Origin of the sequence: Kitasatospora sp. NPDC052868, assembly GCF_044547105.1 — a bacterium.
Lineage (GTDB): Bacteria > Actinomycetota > Actinomycetes > Streptomycetales > Streptomycetaceae > Kitasatospora.
Map to the genome: position 1 here is coordinate 14,329 of NZ_JBITZW010000007.1, position 16,469 is coordinate 30,797.

General features: G+C 73.9%; 14 protein-coding genes and 1 pseudogene. 7 read left to right on the forward strand and 8 right to left on the reverse strand.

What is annotated here, in order from left to right:
* The first annotated feature begins 23 nt into the window (after window positions 1-23).
* The 3 genes from ACIGZJ_RS13935 (at window position 24) to ACIGZJ_RS13945 (ending at window position 2,770) form a co-directional block, all read left to right on the forward strand.
* The gene (locus ACIGZJ_RS13935) at window positions 24-1,364 is read left to right on the forward strand and encodes a glycosyltransferase 87 family protein (RefSeq protein WP_396457397.1); all 1,341 of its coding nucleotides are present in this window, start codon (window positions 24-26) and stop codon (window positions 1,362-1,364) included.
* Between the two features lie 64 nt (window positions 1,365-1,428).
* Window positions 1,429-2,166, forward strand: coding sequence for a molybdopterin-dependent oxidoreductase (locus ACIGZJ_RS13940; protein WP_396457398.1), 738 nt, complete (start codon window positions 1,429-1,431; stop codon window positions 2,164-2,166).
* Window positions 2,150-2,770 carry a cytochrome b/b6 domain-containing protein gene (locus ACIGZJ_RS13945; protein WP_396457399.1) on the forward strand — a complete coding sequence of 207 codons (621 nt, stop codon included), beginning with the start codon at window positions 2,150-2,152 and terminating at the stop codon, window positions 2,768-2,770. The genes ACIGZJ_RS13940 and ACIGZJ_RS13945 overlap by 17 nt, the downstream gene beginning before the upstream one ends.
* Window positions 2,771-2,813: 43 nt before the next feature.
* Here the strand turns inward: ACIGZJ_RS13945 and ACIGZJ_RS13950 are convergent, their stop codons facing one another.
* From ACIGZJ_RS13950 to ACIGZJ_RS13960, 3 genes and pseudogenes are all read right to left on the reverse strand, one after another.
* Window positions 2,814-3,482, reverse strand: a complete 669-nt coding sequence (locus tag ACIGZJ_RS13950; RefSeq protein ID WP_396457400.1) for an SAM-dependent methyltransferase — start codon at window positions 3,480-3,482, stop codon at window positions 2,814-2,816.
* Window positions 3,479-4,129 carry a DUF2064 domain-containing protein gene (locus ACIGZJ_RS13955; RefSeq protein ID WP_396457659.1) on the reverse strand — a complete coding sequence of 217 codons (651 nt, stop codon included), beginning with the start codon at window positions 4,127-4,129 and terminating at the stop codon, window positions 3,479-3,481. The genes ACIGZJ_RS13950 and ACIGZJ_RS13955 overlap by 4 nt, the downstream gene beginning before the upstream one ends.
* Window positions 4,103-4,828: pseudogene (locus ACIGZJ_RS13960) on the reverse strand (glycosyltransferase family 2 protein); the annotation flags it as partial. The pseudogene ACIGZJ_RS13960 and the gene ACIGZJ_RS13955, both read right to left, overlap by 27 nt.
* Window positions 4,829-5,013: 185 nt before the next feature.
* On the opposite strand from ACIGZJ_RS13960, the gene ACIGZJ_RS13965 reads away from it, so the two are divergent.
* Both ACIGZJ_RS13965 and ACIGZJ_RS13970 read left to right on the forward strand, forming a co-directional pair.
* Window positions 5,014-5,769 carry a response regulator transcription factor gene (locus tag ACIGZJ_RS13965; RefSeq protein ID WP_396457401.1) on the forward strand — a complete coding sequence of 252 codons (756 nt, stop codon included), beginning with the start codon at window positions 5,014-5,016 and terminating at the stop codon, window positions 5,767-5,769.
* Window positions 5,766-6,902 carry a sensor histidine kinase gene (locus ACIGZJ_RS13970; protein ID WP_396457402.1) on the forward strand — a complete coding sequence of 379 codons (1,137 nt, stop codon included), beginning with the start codon at window positions 5,766-5,768 and terminating at the stop codon, window positions 6,900-6,902. Before ACIGZJ_RS13965 ends, ACIGZJ_RS13970 begins: the two co-directional genes overlap by 4 nt.
* A 37-nt stretch (window positions 6,903-6,939) precedes the next feature.
* On the opposite strand, the gene ACIGZJ_RS13975 is transcribed toward ACIGZJ_RS13970, so the two are convergent.
* Both ACIGZJ_RS13975 and ACIGZJ_RS13980 read right to left on the reverse strand, forming a co-directional pair.
* Window positions 6,940-7,995, reverse strand: coding sequence for an NAD-dependent epimerase/dehydratase family protein (locus ACIGZJ_RS13975; RefSeq protein WP_396457403.1), 1,056 nt, complete (start codon window positions 7,993-7,995; stop codon window positions 6,940-6,942).
* 154 nt (window positions 7,996-8,149) lie between these two features.
* Window positions 8,150-8,689, reverse strand: a complete 540-nt coding sequence (locus ACIGZJ_RS13980) for a carboxymuconolactone decarboxylase family protein (RefSeq protein ID WP_396457404.1) — start codon at window positions 8,687-8,689, stop codon at window positions 8,150-8,152.
* Window positions 8,690-9,038: 349 nt separating this feature from the next.
* On the opposite strand from ACIGZJ_RS13980, the gene ACIGZJ_RS13985 reads away from it, so the two are divergent.
* Both ACIGZJ_RS13985 and ACIGZJ_RS13990 read left to right on the forward strand, forming a co-directional pair.
* Window positions 9,039-10,922 carry an FAD/NAD(P)-binding protein gene (locus ACIGZJ_RS13985; RefSeq protein WP_396457405.1) on the forward strand — a complete coding sequence of 628 codons (1,884 nt, stop codon included), beginning with the start codon at window positions 9,039-9,041 and terminating at the stop codon, window positions 10,920-10,922.
* A 51-nt stretch (window positions 10,923-10,973) separates the two neighbouring features.
* The gene (locus tag ACIGZJ_RS13990; protein ID WP_396457406.1) at window positions 10,974-12,140 is read left to right on the forward strand and encodes a putative PEP-binding protein; all 1,167 of its coding nucleotides are present in this window, start codon (window positions 10,974-10,976) and stop codon (window positions 12,138-12,140) included.
* Between the two features lie 193 nt (window positions 12,141-12,333).
* On the opposite strand, the gene ACIGZJ_RS13995 is transcribed toward ACIGZJ_RS13990, so the two are convergent.
* The 3 genes from ACIGZJ_RS13995 to ACIGZJ_RS14005 all read right to left on the reverse strand — a co-directional run bounded on the left by ACIGZJ_RS13995 (window position 12,334) and on the right by ACIGZJ_RS14005 (window position 16,454).
* Complete coding sequence (locus ACIGZJ_RS13995; RefSeq protein ID WP_392932303.1) at window positions 12,334-13,332, reverse strand: enediyne biosynthesis protein; 999 nt, start codon at window positions 13,330-13,332, stop codon at window positions 12,334-12,336.
* Window positions 13,329-15,254: an ASPIC/UnbV domain-containing protein gene (locus ACIGZJ_RS14000; RefSeq protein WP_396457407.1), complete on the reverse strand. Its 1,926-nt coding sequence runs from the start codon at window positions 15,252-15,254 to the stop codon at window positions 13,329-13,331. Before ACIGZJ_RS14000 ends, ACIGZJ_RS13995 begins: the two co-directional genes overlap by 4 nt.
* Window positions 15,255-15,446: 192 nt before the next feature.
* The gene (locus ACIGZJ_RS14005; RefSeq protein WP_396457408.1) at window positions 15,447-16,454 is read right to left on the reverse strand and encodes a carboxymuconolactone decarboxylase family protein; all 1,008 of its coding nucleotides are present in this window, start codon (window positions 16,452-16,454) and stop codon (window positions 15,447-15,449) included.
* Window positions 16,455-16,469: the final 15 nt, after the last annotated feature.

Sequence of the window (16,469 nt, forward strand, 5' to 3'; positions counted from 1 at the left end):
CGGGCCGGTGGGAGGGTGGCGACGTGACCTCCCGTACCGTCCCGCCCTGTCTGTTCGCTCTGGCCGCCCTGGTCACCGCCCTGGCGCTGACCGTCGCCCGCAACGGCGCCCTCCCGCTGCCCGGCTGGTACCTCCTCGACGCGGCCCTGTTCGCCGTCGCGGTGGCCCTGCTGCGCGGGGTGCCCGCGCGACAGGCCGTGCCGCTGGTCCTGGCCGGCGGTGTCGCGGTGGCCGCCGTCGGGCTGCTCGCCCCGCCGCGCAGCAGCGACGACGCCTACCGCTACGTCTGGGACGGCCGGGTCCAGGCGGCCGGGATCTCGCCCTACGCCCACACCCCGGACGATCCGGCGCTGGCCCGGCTGCGCGATCCGGGGCTCTTCCCGGTGGGCGACGGCTGCACGGGCTGGGACGAGCGGCTTACCGCGGCCGGCGACTGCACCCGGATCAACCGGCCGGCCGTGCACACCATCTACCCGCCGGTGGCGCAGGCCTGGTTCCTCGCGGTGCACCCGTTCGGCGGCGGGGTCCGCGGGGTGCAGGCCGCGGGGGCGCTGCTGGCGGTGGCGACCACCGCCGTCCTGCTCGGGGTGGGCCGGCAGCCGTGGCGGGCCGCGCTGTGGGGGTGGTTCCCGGGGGTGACGGTGTGGGCCGTCAACGACGCGCACGTGGACACCCTCGGCGCCCTGCTGACGGTCGCCGGGCTCGGCTGCGCGACACGGGGGCGGTCCGTCCGCGGGGGACTCCTCCTGGGCGGCGCGGTGGCGGCCAAGCTGCTGCCGGCGCTCGCCCTGCCCGGTGCGCTGTCGGGCCTGGCGGCCCGCCGCCCGACCCGCGGCGACGTCCTGCTCGTCGGATCCGCGCTGGGCGCCTTCGCACTGTCGTACCTGCCGTACGTCCTGGGCTCGGGCACCTCGGTACTGGGCTACCTGCCGGGCTACCTGCGGGAGGAGGGCTACGAGCAGGGGCACATCGACCGGTTCGGGCTGCTGCGGCTGGTGCTGTCCGACGGCCTCGCACCGTGGGCGGCGGGGCTGGTCCTCGCGGCCGTGCTGGTCCGGGTGCTGCGCCGGGGCGACCGGCACCGGCCGTGGGCGGGCGCGCTGCTGGTGACGGGGACGGCGCTGCTGCTGGTCGCGCCCGCCTACCCGTGGTACGGGCTGCTGGTGGTCGCGCTGGTCGCGCTCGACGGCCGCTGGGAGTGGCTGGCCGTCCCGGCCGCGGGGCAGGCGCTCTACCTGACGACCGGAGGGCAGGCGGCGCAGCAGCTCGCCTACGGCACGGCCCTGTGCGTGGTCCTCCTCGTCCCGCTGCTGCGGCAGCGCCGCACGGGAGGGGTGGCGGTGGCGGTGGGGGCCGAGAAGTGACGGAATTCTGACGGGTCGGCGCAGACCCTGGCCGTGGCGCCGTCCGGCTGGTCGAATCGGCGGCGTGAGTGAACAGACCGAACGGATCGAACAGGTCGAACGGATCGACGAGGGCCGGGGGACACCCGTGGGCCGCCGGGTGGTGCTGGGGCTGCTCGGGCTCGGCGCGGCGGGGGTCGCGGTCGGCCCGTACCTCCAACGGGCCCAGGACACCCTGGCCGGCAAGGACCCGACCGGCCTCACCGGCCTGCTGCCGGGCGGCGGCTTCCGCTACTACTCGGTGGCCTCCTCGGTGCCGACCAGGGGCCCGGACGACTACACGCTGACGGTGGACGGGTTGGTGGAGCGCCCCGGCGCCTTCCGGCTCGCCGACCTCCAGGCGATGCCGCAGCGCCGGATCGTGCGGGACGTCCAGTGCGTGACCGGCTGGCGGGTGCCGGACACCCCGTTCGAGGGCGTGCCGCTGGCCCACCTGCTCGACGCCGCCGGCGTCACGGCGGGCGCCGCGGCGGTGCGGTTCAGCTGCTTCGACGGCGAGTACACCGAGAGCCTCACCCTGGAGCAGGCCCGGCGCGAGGACGTGGTGGTCGCGCTCAAGCTCCAGGACGCCCCGATCTCGCACTCCCACGGTGGCCCGGTGCGCCTGTACGTGGCACCGATGTACTTCTACAAGTCGGCCAAATGGCTGTCCGGGATCACCGTCACCGCCACGGTGGAGCCGGGCTACTGGGAGCGGAACGGCTACGACGTCGACGCCTGGGTCGGCCGCTCGAACGGACGTGACGATGCACCGACCGCCTGAGCCGCTGCTCCGCTTCACCCGCGCCGAGCGCTGGGTGCACCGGGCCACCGCCGCCCTGATGCTGACCTGCCTGGCCACCGCCGCCTGCCTCTACCTGGCGCCGCTGGCCGAACTGGTCGGGCGCCGCAGGCTCGTCGCCACCGTGCACGTGTGGTGCGGGCTCGCGCTGCCGGTACCGCTGCTGCTCGGGCTGGCCTTCCGGGCGGTGCGCGCGGACGTGTCGAGGCTGAGCCGGTTCCACCCCGTGGACCGGGCGTGGCTGCGGGCGGCGTGGGCGCGGGCCGCGCACCGCCCGGCGGGGAAGTTCAACGCCGGGCAGAAGCTCTACGCGCAGTGGACGCTCGGCGCGATGCTGGTGATCCTCGGCACCGGCCTGCTGATGTGGCTCACCCATCTCACGCCGACGGTCTGGCGGACGGGTGCGACCTTCGTCCACGACTGGCTCGCGGTCGCGATCGCCGTGGTGACCGCCGGGCACATCCGGATGGCCGTGCGCGATCCCGAGGCCCGGCGGGGGATGCGGACCGGGCTGGTCGACCGCCGCTGGGCGGAGCGCGAGCACCCGCAGTGGCCGGAGGCGAAGCCCGCGGCGGCGGAGGAGTAGCGGGCGGCGGTTGTCAGCGGGTTGGGGCCGCCCTCCGGAGGGGTCAGCGGTCGGGGGCCGCCCTCCGGAAGGAGAGGAAGTGGCGGCCGTGGGAGGACCACCGCTCCGTCTCGACGAGCCCGGCGCGCTCGGCCCGCCGGGCGGTGGCCGCCGCGCCGCAGCGGGCCCAGGCGAACGGCGGTCCGAGCCGCCCGTGCCGCCCCTCGACCCGGACGGTGATCCGTTCGTCGACCTCCCGCGGCTCCACCTCGACCAGCAACACGCCGCCCGGAGCGAGGAGTTCGGCACTTCGTCCGAGCAGCAGCCCAGGGTCTCCGCCGATTCCGAGGTTGCCGTCGGCCAGCAGCGCGCCGCCCCAGCGCCCCTCCGCGGGCAGCCGGTCGAACACCGAGCGGCACAGGGCCGGCCCGCCGAGGCTGCGGGTCCGGGCCACCGCCGCCCGGGTGATGTCGACGCCGAGCGCCGGCACGCCCAGGCCCAGCAGGGCCGCGACCAGCCGGCCGGGGCCGCAGCCGAGGTCCACCACCGGCGCGGTCAGCCGGGTGCAGCGCCGAAGCAGCCCGTGGTCCGCGCCGGCGGCGGGCGCGCACCAGCGTTCGACGTCGAGCGGGATCCGGCGGCCGTCCTCGCGGCGCAGCCACAGCGGGCCCCGCCCGGCGCGGACGGCCTCCGCGAACGGGTCCTCCACCCAGGCCTCGGCCGCGACGCTCACTCCGCCACCTCCAGAGCGCCCTCGACCGACCGGAGGCAGGCCGCGAACCTGCCGTCCGGCGCCTCGGCGGCGACGTGGCGGGCGTCCCGGATGGTGTCCACGTCGGTGGCCACCGGGAGGTGGTGGACGGTCAGGTGCTCCGCCGCCAGCCGGTCGAGCAGGGCCCGCCCGGTGTCCGGCGTGGACATCGGCAGTCCCACGAGCAGCCGCCGGGCCAGACCCTGCTCGGGCCGGGCCAGCCCGAGCGCCCAGAACCCGCCGTCCTCGGCCGGGCCGTACCAGGCGTCGACGCCCGTACGCCGGGCGGGGGACAGCGGCTCCGCGAGGAGGGCGGCGCCCAGCTGCGGGGTGTCCATGCCGACCAGCAGCGCGGGCGCCCGCGGGGCGAGCCCGGCCGCGTGCGCGAAGGCGGCCGCCAGCCGTTCGTCCAGGCCGCCGCCGGACTGCGGCACGACCTGCCAGCCCGGCGGGAGCCAGGCACCCGCCTCGCCCTCCAGGACGAGCAGCCGCCGTCCGGCCGGGACCAGGTCGAGGGCGGCGAGGGTGTCGGCGAGGGCGGCCCCGGCCAGCGCCGCCGCCTGCTCGGGCGTACAGGGCGGGGTGAGGCGGGTCTTCACCCGGCCGGGGACGGGCGACTTGGCGATCACCAGCAGGGTCGGCGCCGGCGCGGCCAGCACGGCCCGCATGTCGCGGACGGCCTGCCGGGTGCCGCGCACCGTACCGGTGACCTTGGAGCGGCCCGCGCGCGGCAGGTAGTCGACGGGCGTCTCGGTGATCCGCATCCCGGCCGCCGACGCGGCGAGCACCATCTCCAGGGGGTAGCCGGAGCGGCGGTCGCCCAGGCCCAGCGCCAGCAGCCGATCACGGCGCGCGGCCCGCATCGGCCCGAGATCGTGCAGCGGCGCCCCCGTCCTCGCCCGCAGCCGGTAGGCCAGGGCGGTGTTCGCCAACCGGGCGTGCAGCGGCCAGGCGCCGGCGGTCGCGGGGCGGCGGCGGCCGAGCACCAGGTCCGCCGAGCCCGCGGCGACCGGGGCGGTGACGAGCGGCAGCTGGGCCGGGTCCAGGGAGCCGTCGCAGTCCATGAAGCAGACCAGCTCGGCGGTGGCGGCGAGCAGCCCGGCATGGCACGCGGCGCCGAAGCCGCGGCGCGGCTCCTCGACGACCGTCGCGCCCAGCGACCGGGCCAGCTCGGCGGAGCCGTCACGGGAGCCGTTGTCGACGACGATCGCGCGCCAGCCCGGGGGGATGCGCCCGAGCACCCAGGGCAGGGCCTCGGCCTCGTCGAGGCAGGGCAGGATCACATCGGCACGCGGCCGTGGGGGAGTCGGAGAGGTCACGTCGGCCACGCTAGGTGCGGGCGGGCCCGCGGCGGCCGAACCGCGCCCTTACGAAAGTCCTACGCCGGCCCGGGCGCACGTGGGAGCCGACGCTCGGCTTGCCTTCCGTCGGCGCCGGCCCGCGATCTTACGGAACGCGAACGTCGACCACGGCGCGGCCCCCGAGCGCGGCCGCGGCTCGTATCCTCGGCGAGGTGAACGACAGCCCCGCCACCCCCGGACCACCGGACCAGGCCCGCATCCTGGTGATCGACGACGACCTCACCGTGGGCGAGGTCGTCGCCGGTTACCTCACCCGGGCCGGCCACCACGTCGACCGGGCCTGCGACGGCCACCAGGGCCTCGACCTGGCCCGTGCCCACCGCCCCGACCTCCTGGTCCTGGACCTCATGCTCCCCGGGATCGACGGCCTGGAGATCCTGCGCAGGCTGCGGGCCACCGAGGACGGCGCCGACCTGCCCGTGGTCATGCTCACCGCCAAGGGGGACGAGGCCGACCGCATCCTCGGCCTGGAACTCGGCGCGGACGACTACGTCACCAAGCCGTTCAGCCCGCGGGAGCTCGTCCTGCGCGTCCAGTCCGTGCTGCGCCGCTCCCGCGCCGCGGCGCCCGCCTCCCCGGCCTCCGCGCCGCTGGAGTCCGGGGACATCACGCTCGACCCGCAGGCCCGCCGAGCCCACCGCGGCGGGCGTGAACTCATGCTCACGCTCCGGGAGTTCGACCTTCTGGCGTTCCTCCTGCGGCACCCCCGGACGGTCTTCGCCCGGCAGGAGCTGATGCAGCGGGTCTGGGGCTGGGACTTCGGCGACCTGTCCACCGTCACCGTCCACGTCCGCCGCCTGCGGGAGAAGATCGAGGACGACCCCGCCGCCCCGACACTGATCACCACGGTCTGGGGCGTCGGCTACCGCTACGACCCGGCCACGGACGACAAGGACGGCCCGGCGTGACGGACCTGCTGCTGATCGCCCTGTTCGCCGGGCTGGGTGCCACCGGCGCCGGCCTGCTCGGCTGGGTGGCCGTGCGCCTGCTGCGCCGCCGCTCGATGGCGCTCGCCCTGTTCTGCGTCGCCGCCGTCACCGTCCTCGCGGTCACCTCGGGGACGGTCGCCGTCGCCCAGGCGATGTTCCTCTCCGGACACGACCTCGGCGTGGTGATGACCGTGCTCGGGATGGCCTCCGTGGTCTCGCTGCTCACGGCCGCCCTGCTCGGACGCCAGGTCGTGGCCGGCAGCCGCGCCCTGACCGCGGCGGCCCGGACCGTCGGAAGCGACACCGGCTTCACCGCACCGGAGCATCCGCTCGGGCTCGAACTCGCCCAGCTCAGCGCGGAACTCGCCGCCACCAGCGCCCGGCTCGCCGAGTCGCGGGCCCGGGCGCAGGCGCTGGACGCCTCGCGGCGTGAGCTGATCGCCTGGATCTCGCACGACCTGCGCACCCCGCTGGCCGGGCTGCGCGCGATGGCCGAGGCGCTGGAGGACGGCGTGGCCGAGCGGCCGGAGCGCTACCTCGGGCGGATCCGGGCCGAGGTCGAGCGCCTCACCGGGATGGTCGACGACCTGTTCGAGCTCTCCCGGATCCAGGCCGGCGCGCTGTCGCTCTCGCTCTCCCGGGTGTCCGTCTACGACCTGGTCGACGACGCACTGGCCGGAGCGCACCCGCTGGCCCGCCAGCGCGGCGTCCGCCTGGAGGGCCGCCAGGTCGCCGCCGAGCCGGTCGAGGTGGACAGCCGCGAGATCACCCGGGTGCTCGGCAACCTGCTGGTCAACGCGATCCGCTCGACGCCCGAGGACGGCGTGGTCGCCGTCTCCGCCCGCCGTGAGGTGGACGAGGTGGTGCTCTCGGTCACCGACGGCTGCGGAGGCATCCCGGAACAGGACCTCTCCCGGGTGTTCGAGACCGGCTGGCGCGGCAGCACCGCCCGCACGCCGCGGCGGGATCCCGGCGAGGGCGGGGACAGCGGCGCCGGGCTCGGGCTGGCCATCGTCCGCGGCATCGTCGAGGCGCACGCCGGGCGGGCCCGGGTGCACAACGTCACCGGGGGCTGCTGCTTCGAGATCGCGCTCCCGGCGGCGCCCGCGTAGTCAGGCCCGTTGGGCGGGTCTGACTGCGCGGGCCGGGTCAGACCCGCAGGGGCGCGGCGGCGAACTCGGCCATCCCCGCGCTGAACGGCACCCGGGCCCGCCAGCCGAGCTCGGCCCGCAGCCGGGAGGAGTCGGCGGTGATGTGCCGGACGTCCCCGAGCCGGTACTGCCCGGTCACCACCGGCTCCGGCCCGCCGTAGGCGTCGGCCAGCGCCCGGGCCATCCCGCCGACCGTGTGCACCTCGCCGCTGCCGACGTTGTACGCCCGGGCGCCGCCCGGCGGCCGGTCGGCGACCGCCTCCAGCGCGGCGAGGTTGGCCGCCGCGACATCGTCGACGTGGACGAAGTCCCGGCGCTGGCCGCCGTCCTCGAACACCCGGGGGGCCGCGCCGCGGGCGAGCGCGGAGCGGAACAGCGAGGCGACCCCGGCGTACGGGGTGTCGCGCGGCATGCCCGGGCCGTAGACGTTGTGGTAGCGCAGCGCCAGGACGGACCCGCCGCAGGCGCGGGCCCAGGCGGCGGACAGGTGCTCCTGGGCGAGCTTGGTCGCGGCGTACACGTTGCGCGGGTCGCCCGGCGCGTCCTCCGTGACCATCCCGGGCCGCAGCGCGGCGCCGCACACCGGGCACGGCGGTTCGAACCGTCCGGCGTCGAGGTCCTCCGGGCGCCGCGGACCGGGCGCCACGCCCCCGTGCTCGGCGCACACGTACCGGCCCTCCCCGTAGACCACCATGGACCCGGCCAGCACCAGGCTCCGCACCCCCTCGCGGGCCATCGCGGACAGCAGCACCGCCGTGCCGAGGTCGTTGCAGCCGACGTACCCGGGCGCGTCGTCGAGGTCGAGGCCGAGCCCGACCATCGCCGCCTGGTGGCAGACCGCGTCCACCCCGGCCAGGGCCTGCCGCACCGCCGCCGCGTCCCGCACGTCGCCGTGCCGGAACCGCACCCCGTCCGGCAGCGGTGGCACCGACCCCGACGGGTGGACCGCGGGCAGCAGCGCGTCCAGCACCAGGACCTCGTGGCCCGCCGCGACCAGGGCGCGGACGACCGCCGAACCGATGAACCCGGCGCCGCCGGTGACCAGAATCCTCATGTCCGGCGACGCTACCGGCCGCCCCGCCCGTTCGACCGCCGTGGCGCGGGGGCGTCAGCGATCCGTAAGACGGTCCTGCCGCCCCGCCGGCGGCCGGGCGGTCGTGCCCCGGCCACCGGCGGCGGAGTCCTCAGGCGAGCGGAGACCCGGGTGCTCAGCCCCCGTGGCTGTAGCCGGAGGCGACGATGCGCTTCGCCCCCTCGGAGTAGAAGCCGTGGTCCTCGGGGAGGTCGGTGGCCAGGCCGTCGACGTAGCGGTTGTACATGCAGAACGCGGCGGCGATCAGGACGGTGTCGTGGATCTCGGTGTCACCGGCGCCGGCCGTCCGGGCCGCCGCCACCGCCTCCGCGGAGACCGGTCCGACCTGGCCCTGGACCTCCGCCGCGATGCGCAGCAGGGCCCGCATCCGCTCGGTGAGCGGCGCGGACGCGGGATCGGTCAGGACGGCCTTCACCAGGTCCTCGCCACCCTCCAACTGCGCCGCCGCGAAAGCGCTGTGGGAGTTCGCACAGAAGCGGGTGCCGTTGAGGTCGGAGACGTACGCGGCGACCAGCTCGCGCTCGCCCCGGCTCATCGGGGCCGGGGCGCGCAGCAGCGCGTCGGCGAGCATGGACAGCGGGGCGCCGGTGTCCGGACGGAGCGTCAGCAGCCCGGTGATTCCCGGCAGTTTGTTGTCAATGGCAATGTGCGGCACGGTGTGCACTTCCTCGTCTCGGAGGGACGGACGGACGGCAGTCCATGCTCACGGGTGCGGCTCCGGGCGGTCAACTCCCAGGTTGCCGGGACATCTTGGAGCGATGGCGAAGCCGACCGCCGTCGGCCGCCCGGGCGGCGCCCTGTCAACCGTCCGTCAACCGCATTGATCGCGATGTCGCGGGTCGGGCATGCTGGTCGGCGTGAGCTCGGGTGCGGCGGCGGCCGGCGCCGCAGCGCCCTTGATCGCTTGCCCCTTCGTCGAAGTGACGATCGGTCAATCCATGTTCGTGCCCGGTGCGGGACGGCGGCGCCGGGTGCCGTGAATCGCTGAGCGGGGAGGCTTCACCGTGAGTCGAACAGGCATGCGTCCACGTGTGCTCATAGTCGGGGCGGGACTGGCCGGTACCGCCACGGCGATCCGGCTGCTGCGCTTCGCGCGAAGGCCGCTCGAGATCGTTCTGCTCGAACGGCGTTCGGACTACCGCTCCGCCGGCATCGCCTACCACCGGGACGGCAACCCCTGGGACCATGTGTTCAACATCCAGGCAGGCCGGATGTCGGTCTTCCGGGAGGACGTCCTGGACTTCATCCGCTGGGCCAACCTGGAGGCCGACCGCACCGGCTGGCCGGCGTTCTGGGTCGACTTCGAGTTCGTCGAGCAGGGCCCGGCGCCCCGGCGGATCTTCCAGGACTACCTGAACGACCGGCTGGCCGAGGCCGTGCGGGAGGCCTGTCCGGGCGTGGTGCTCGTCGAGGCGGACGGCGAGGCGGTCGACCTGGAGGTGCTGCCTTCGGGGGTCGGGGTGACGGTGCGGCAGCCGGCCCCGAACGGCGCCCCGGCCGACCCGGGCCCGGAACCCGAGGTGCTCCTCGCCGACCACGTGGTCCTCGCGACCGGCCTCGAACTCAGGGAGCCGCCGTTCGCCTCCGAGGTGCTCGACCACGCGCGCTTCATCCGGGACCCGTACTCCGCGGCCGGGATCCGCAAGCTCGAGGAGCTCCCGGCCGAGGCGGACGTCGCGATCGTGGGATCGGTGCTGAGCGCGTACGACTCGGCCGGCCTGCTTTTGCGACAGGGGCACTCCGGGAGGATCAACCTGATCTCCAGGACCGGGACGATGTTCCGGACCTACCCCGGCGGCCACGAGCACGAGGTGCTGCAACTGCCCTGCCCGAAGGCACTGCTGGAGCCGTACCACAGCCGTGGGGAGTTCCTGGCCCGGGTCCGGGCCGAATGGGAGAAGGCCTGCGCCGAGGTCGTCCGGGACCACCCCGGAATCGACCGGACCGTGGTCGCCGAGCGGGTGGCCAAGGCGTGGGAGCCGCACCTCCCCGAGGCCATCGAGCGGATCCCCTCCGGGGAACTGCGGTCGTTGCTGGACGAGTTCGGTACGGCGATCGCCGCGCTGCGGGTGGGCGCGGTGGAGTACACGATGGCGGTCATCGAACGGGCCGTGCACCCGGCGGACGGCTCGGTGCGGCTGGTCGTCGGCAAGGTGGAGGGGATCGCCCCGACGGAGTCCGGGCGGCTGTGCGTGTCGATCGGCGCCCCGGGCGAGAAGTGCGCCGTCGAGGCGGACCTGGTGGTGTCCAACGTGGGCAGGGAGTCGGACTACAGCAGGGTCGGCGGGCCGCTCTGGAGGAACCTGATCCGCAGGGGGATCGCGGTGCCCCACGAGCGCACCGGGCGGGGGCTGGAGGTCGACGGACACGGGGTGCTGCTGCGCGCCGACGGCGAGCCGGCCGGCCCGGTCTCCACGGTCGGCGTGCTGCGCGAGGGCGACGAGATCGTGCGGAACGGCCGAACCGGTGCGTTCACGTTCAATCTCGCCGCCATCAAGAACCAGTCAATCGCCGTGGCCGCCCGCGTGGTCGAGCAACTGGAACTCCCCGAGGGGGGATTGGACCGCGACATCACCCAATTCCATGGCCATGTCAGCAACATGGAGGAAGCAGCCCTGGCCGGATTCAAGGAGGCTGTGGTCTTGGAGGTATGGAGGTTGGCTACGCGCGCCCTGAGTGAACGGGAAGTTCTCGATTCCCGGGTGGACGCCCGTATCCGGTCCCTGAGCGGCCTCTGGGCCCCTCTGCTGGACGCCTCCCGCCGTGACCGCCTGATCAGGGCGGTCGTCGGCCGGGCCGCGGTCGAGCGACTCACCGATGTCTCCGTGACACCGCGGCAACTGCGCCGACAACTGGGCTTGGAGAACGCTGACGCTCTGGAGGATTAGTTGAACGGGCGACGGATTCAGGGATCCCTTTTGACCGGTGGAAGGCAGGGCGTGTTGCGAGGTGTCTGTAACCGCACAAGAAATCCGCTCAACGGATCCATCCTCGTCGCCCCCTCGCTCGAAGCGAGTCTGTACGAAGCGATCGTGGCGGCGCGGGCCATCGTCTGCAGTTCCGGCGGGCTGACCGGCCACATGCAGTCGATCTGCCGCGGCCGGGGAATTCCGGTGCTCCGCGTGGACCGGGCGGAACTCGCCGACCTGGTCGGCGAGGTGACGCTGCACCTGGAGAGCCAGTCGATCGTCCTCGGATCCGACACCGGCGCCGGCGCCCACGGCCAGGCGGGCGGGAGCTCCTCGCTGGACGACCTCGGCTCGGCCTGCGCGGTCATCGCCGACCTCCAGGACATCCGGACGATCAACTCCTGCGGCCCGAAGGCCGCACAGGTCGACTCCTTCTTCATCCGGGAGGAGTTCCTCTGCCTGGCGGCCGGCCTGCGTCCGCTCGACTGCCTGGAGGGCGGCCCGGCCGCGATCGAGGTCTACGGGCAGGCGCTCGCGGACCGGCTCTGCACCTTCGTCGAGGCGCTGCTGCCCGGCCAGCGGTTGATCCTGCGGCTCCTCGACCTGCGCTCCGACCACGCCGCCGGGGTGACGGAGGTCGCCCCGGTCGCGGTCGAACCCAACCCCGAGCTGGGCCTGCACGGCGCGCGCTGGCTGCTGGGCTCGGCCGCCTACCGGGACGCCCTGCACGTCGTGCTCGGGACCCTGCGGGCACGGCTCGGCGAGGAGGCGCGGCGCATCCACCTCTCGGTGCCGTTCCTCAACGACGCCGTGGAGTTCGCCCAGCTCAGGGCGCACCTCGAGCTGCCGCCCGAGGTGCCGGTGTCCGCGTTCATCGAGACGCCGGCGGCGGTGCACGCCGCCGCCGCCATCTGCGCCGCGGGCGCCACCGAGCTGTTCGTCGGGACGAAGGACCTGGTGCAGTTCTACCTCGCCGCGGACCGCAGCAACCACCTGGTGGCCGACTCCTACCAGACCCGGCACCCGGCCGTCCTGGACGGGGTGCGCAGGGTCGTGGAGTCCGCGCGTGCCGCGGGCATCCCGGTGCGGGTGTTCGCGCTCGGCGCGGACCTCACCCACTACCTGGAGGGGCTGCCGACCCCGGACGGGTACATGATGTGCACCGCCGAACTCCAGCAGGTGGTCCTGCAGTCGTAGTCCCGAGCGGTCCGACAGGACGGGGCGCAGCCGGTACCGACCGGCTGCGCCCCGTCTGTCGTGCCGCCCGGAGCCGCCCCGGGTGGCTTCTGGTGGCCTCGGAGGCTGCTGGGGGTGCCCCGGCACGGCGAAGGGCCGTACGCGCGCCCTGGCGGGCGCACGTACGGCCTTGGGAGGCGCGGGGGCGGCGGTGTCAGGCGGCCATCGCCCGGGGGCCCTGGGAGCCGCCGACCTCGGCCGGCGGGGCGGTCGCCGGCGCACCGGCTCCGCTCCGCTCCTTCTGCCGCTGGATCAGATGGGCGGCCCACCAGCCGAGACCGCGCAGGAGGCAGACCAGGCTGGTGGCGAAGAACAGCGTGTAGACGACGTTGAACAGCATCAGGACGCCGTAGGTCATGGCCACCGACGCACCGAACATGAACTGGTTGCGCGCCTTGAACGGCGTGGTCCCGGGGTCCGTGATCATGTAGTTGGTGAACAGCACGAACGCGACACCGCTCATCGGGCCGAGGGCCGAGAAGATGGCGACGTCCCACACCCAGTGCCTGATCAGCGCCTGGATCACGAACCCGCCGAGCCAGCCGACGATCAGTGCGACCTTCTTGGTGAGCATGGAGTTGATCACGGTACCGGCGGTCGCGATGATCAGCGGGATGGCGACCCGGAAGAAGGTGTTCGCGTTCTCGGTGAACTGGTACGGCGGGGCGATGCTCGCCCAGGAGCCGAAGCAGAGCAGCGAGGCGGTGATGCCGAAGTTGGACGGGTTCATGAAGTGCCGCATCCGGCCGGCGATGGGCGCCTGGAGCGCGTGCTTGCCGGCCACGCCGACGAACACGCCGAACAGCACCGGGAGCACCTGGTTGTTGGCGTAGAACAGCATGTTCATGGCAATGCCGGTGATGTGCGAGGGCAGCAGGAACTCGTACATGCCGCGCATGCCGTTGCCGAGGAAGCGCGGGGCGCGCCGCTGGGCCCAGGCGCTGATCACCTCGAAGACGATCTCGACGGCGTAGGCGAAGAGCACCGACATGATCGGCCACAGCCAGGGCTGCTCGAAGCCCAGCAGGGTGTAGCCGAAGATGTTGAAGACGGTGATGGACGCCGCGAAGTTCCGCAGGGCCAGGTAGCGCGGGTCGGCGGCCTTGGCCGGTGCCGGTGCCGGGGGTGCGGCGGTCGTCGGGGCTGCGCTCATCGGTTCGGAACCTCCTTGGCGGCACTGGTCAGCATGAACGAGTGGGTGCCGGGGCTGAGCTGCTCGGTCTGCTCGTGGAGGCCGCCGTTGCTGTCCCGCCAGCACAGCTGCACGGTCACCGGGCCCTGCTGGTCGCCGAGTCCGAAGTGCACGTCGAAGCTGCGGAAGCCGCCGTGTCCGCTGCCGCCGTCGAGCTGCGAGACCTGGGTGCCGGACGGCGTGGTGATCCGCACGGAGGCGCCGTAGGCGGGGGAGCCGGTGTTCACCAGCCCCATCCCGGGGTCGGCGTCCGTGGCCGGGCGGTACAGCCGCAGGTTCAGGTACTTGCCGGGGGACGGCGCCTTGTTGGCGTAGAAGGCCGGCGGACCCCACTGGCGGGCGATCGCGAAGTCGAGCAGGCCGGTGCCGGTGGTGTCACCGGTCGCGATGGCGCGGGTCGGCGTGGGCTCCGCGATCCCGAGCCGCTTGCTGATGTTGACGAACGTGCCGCTGGCGGACCGCGCGTAGAAGGCCATCGCCTCGTCGCCGGAGAGGTCGTCCCCGGGTTGGACGTTGGGCCACATCGCGGGGTTCGACAGCAGGTCGTCGTTGGTCATGGCCATCTCCTGCAGCCACGGCCAGCGGTTGATGTTGCCCTTGACGAACCCGTCGGCCTGGAGCACCTCGAGGTTGCCGGAGTTGCGGAAGTCGGCCATCTTGGTGTCCCAGGACCAGCCGGTCCAGGCCACCCCGTGCTCCTGCGCCTCCTGGGTGAACGGCGCCACGCCGTTGCTCAGTTGGCGCTTCATGTCGGCCTGGTCCTTGGCCTGGTTGATCCAGAGGAAGTTGCTCTCCTCCAGGCCCCAGGCCGTGGTGATGTTGCTGACCATGATGTCGAAGGCGCCGTTGCGGTTGACGTCGCCGAAGTCGACGCCCATGCCCTTGAACGAGCCCTTGCCGAGCACGAAGGACTTGGGCGTGGTCGAGGTGCGGCCCCCGGTGGCCTCGGTGAACTTGATGCGGCCCGGCGTGGACTGGTTGTAGAGCAGGTGGCTGTGCCCGAAGTCGTTCGCGACGTACAGCTCGGGCAGCCCCTCGCCGGTCAGGTCGGCGCCGGCGATGGCGAGCGTCCACCCGGTGGCGGCGTCGAAGGGGATCGCGTCCTTCTCCTCGACGAAGTTGGCCTGCGGCTCGTTGCCCGAGGTCGCGCTGACCCAGCGCAGCACGTGGTCGCCGCCGGCGTTCTTGGCGTTCGACAGCGAGTTGTTCATCAGGACGTTGTTGAGCCCGTGGGGGTCGAGCACGTCCGAGTCGGGGAAGTAGTTCCCGATCACGATCGAGGGGTGCCCGCTGCCGTCCAGGTCGCCCACGTAGTCGGCGTCGGTGTTCCAGCGCGGGCCGTGGTACTTGCCGTCGATGGAGGTCGAGGGGACCAGCTCGCGCGGGACGTAGGACGTCGGCGAGGGCATGGTGGCGTCGGCCTTCGGCAGGAACAGGATCGGGGTGCGCCCCCAGTAGGTCACCAGCAGGCCCATCCGGCCGTCGCCGGTGAAGTCGCCGGGGGTGCAGCCGGTGGGCGCCATGGTGTCGTCGACCGGGAGCGGGGCCGCATCGAGGACGAAGGGGGTGAAGCGGTCCGCCTCGCGGGCGGTCGGCGTATACGTCACCACGACCTGGTTCGTGCGGGTGTCGACGATACACATGCCGTCGGCGATCCCGTGCCCGGTGAGGTCGTTGATGGCGATGCCGGCACCGACCGAGGAGATCCAGGAGCGGATCTTCTGGTAGGACGGGTTCACGTCGCGGACGGTGCGCATGGGCTGCGCGTCGTATCCGGCCGGCATGGCGATGGGCATTTCCTGGAACGCGTACTGGGCCGCCGTCTCCTCGGCGCCGGCCACCGCGACCGATTCCCGGGTGGCGAAGAACAGTGAGGTCGCCACCACCACCGTTGCCAGGCCGGGAATGATCCTCCGGATTCGTTCTCGATACAACACATTCACCTCTCCGTGTGGAAATTGACGATGTGGTGGATCGTTGCTGGAACGTACCTCTACGAACTTGGCTGACAATTAGCCGATTCCCAGAGTCCCGCAGCGGCCGGGTCGATTGCTTCTCCCGTCGTGCTGACGGCGTCAGGAATTCCCGGCCGCGGCGAGCCGGGCGCCCATTTCGCGGGCCGCGGAGAAGGCCGCCCAGAATGTCAGCTCGATCAGGGCCCGGTCGTCGGGACGTTCGTGCCGGAAGTCCGCGACGACCGACTCGTCGACCTGGTAGGACGCGAGGGCGCCGAGCAGCGCCAGCCGGCCCGCCGCGCGTTCGGCGGGCGGCAGGCCGGCCACGGCGGAATCGACCCAGCCGCGGCTCAGGCCTTTCGGCCGACCGTCCCAGCGGGCGAGTTCGGCGCGGACCAGCCCGCGGACGGGCTCCGGCACCGTGCGGACGCCGGCCGACTCGGCGGCGGCGGCCGCGCGGGCGAAGGCCCCGGCCACGCTGGGCGTGCCGGCGGCCCAGCCGAAGTCCGCGGGCAGGGCCGCGCCGGGCAGCAGTTCGAGCGAGCTGCCGGGCACCTGGTGCCGGTCGGTTGCCGTCCCGAGGAACCGCCCGAGCAGGGCGGACGCCCCGCTGCGGACCGCGGGAGGCGCCGCGGCGGGGAACGGGCTGTCCGGCAGGAAGATGTTGACCATGCGGTTGAGGTGGTGGAACGTCACCGCGACCCCGACCAGCTCCGGGGCCTGCGCGGCGGGGAAGGGCGCCGGCCGGGCGCCGCCCGAGCCGGCCCACTCGGCGACCGGCTCCGAACCGGCCGGCTCCGGGAGGCGGCGCAGCGCCATGCTGTGCACCTCGACGCAGTACGGGCAGGAGTTGGCCGCCGAGACGGCCGTCGCGACCGCCTCCTTGAGGGCCCGGCCGGCGGAGCCGGCAGCCACCAGCGTCTCGCGCAGCATCATCCAGGAGGCCGCGAGGGCCTCCGGTGCCGGGGAGTGCAGGGCCACCGGCGGGGCCAGCATGCCGAACTCCCGCTCCATGTCGGTGTAGACCCGGCCGACGCGCTCCCCGGCGCGGGGCACCCGGACGGGGGATACGTGGCGGACCTGGTCGAGCGACCGCCGCAGTGCCGACCGGAGGACTGCTCCAGCCATCGTCGTCTCCTTCGG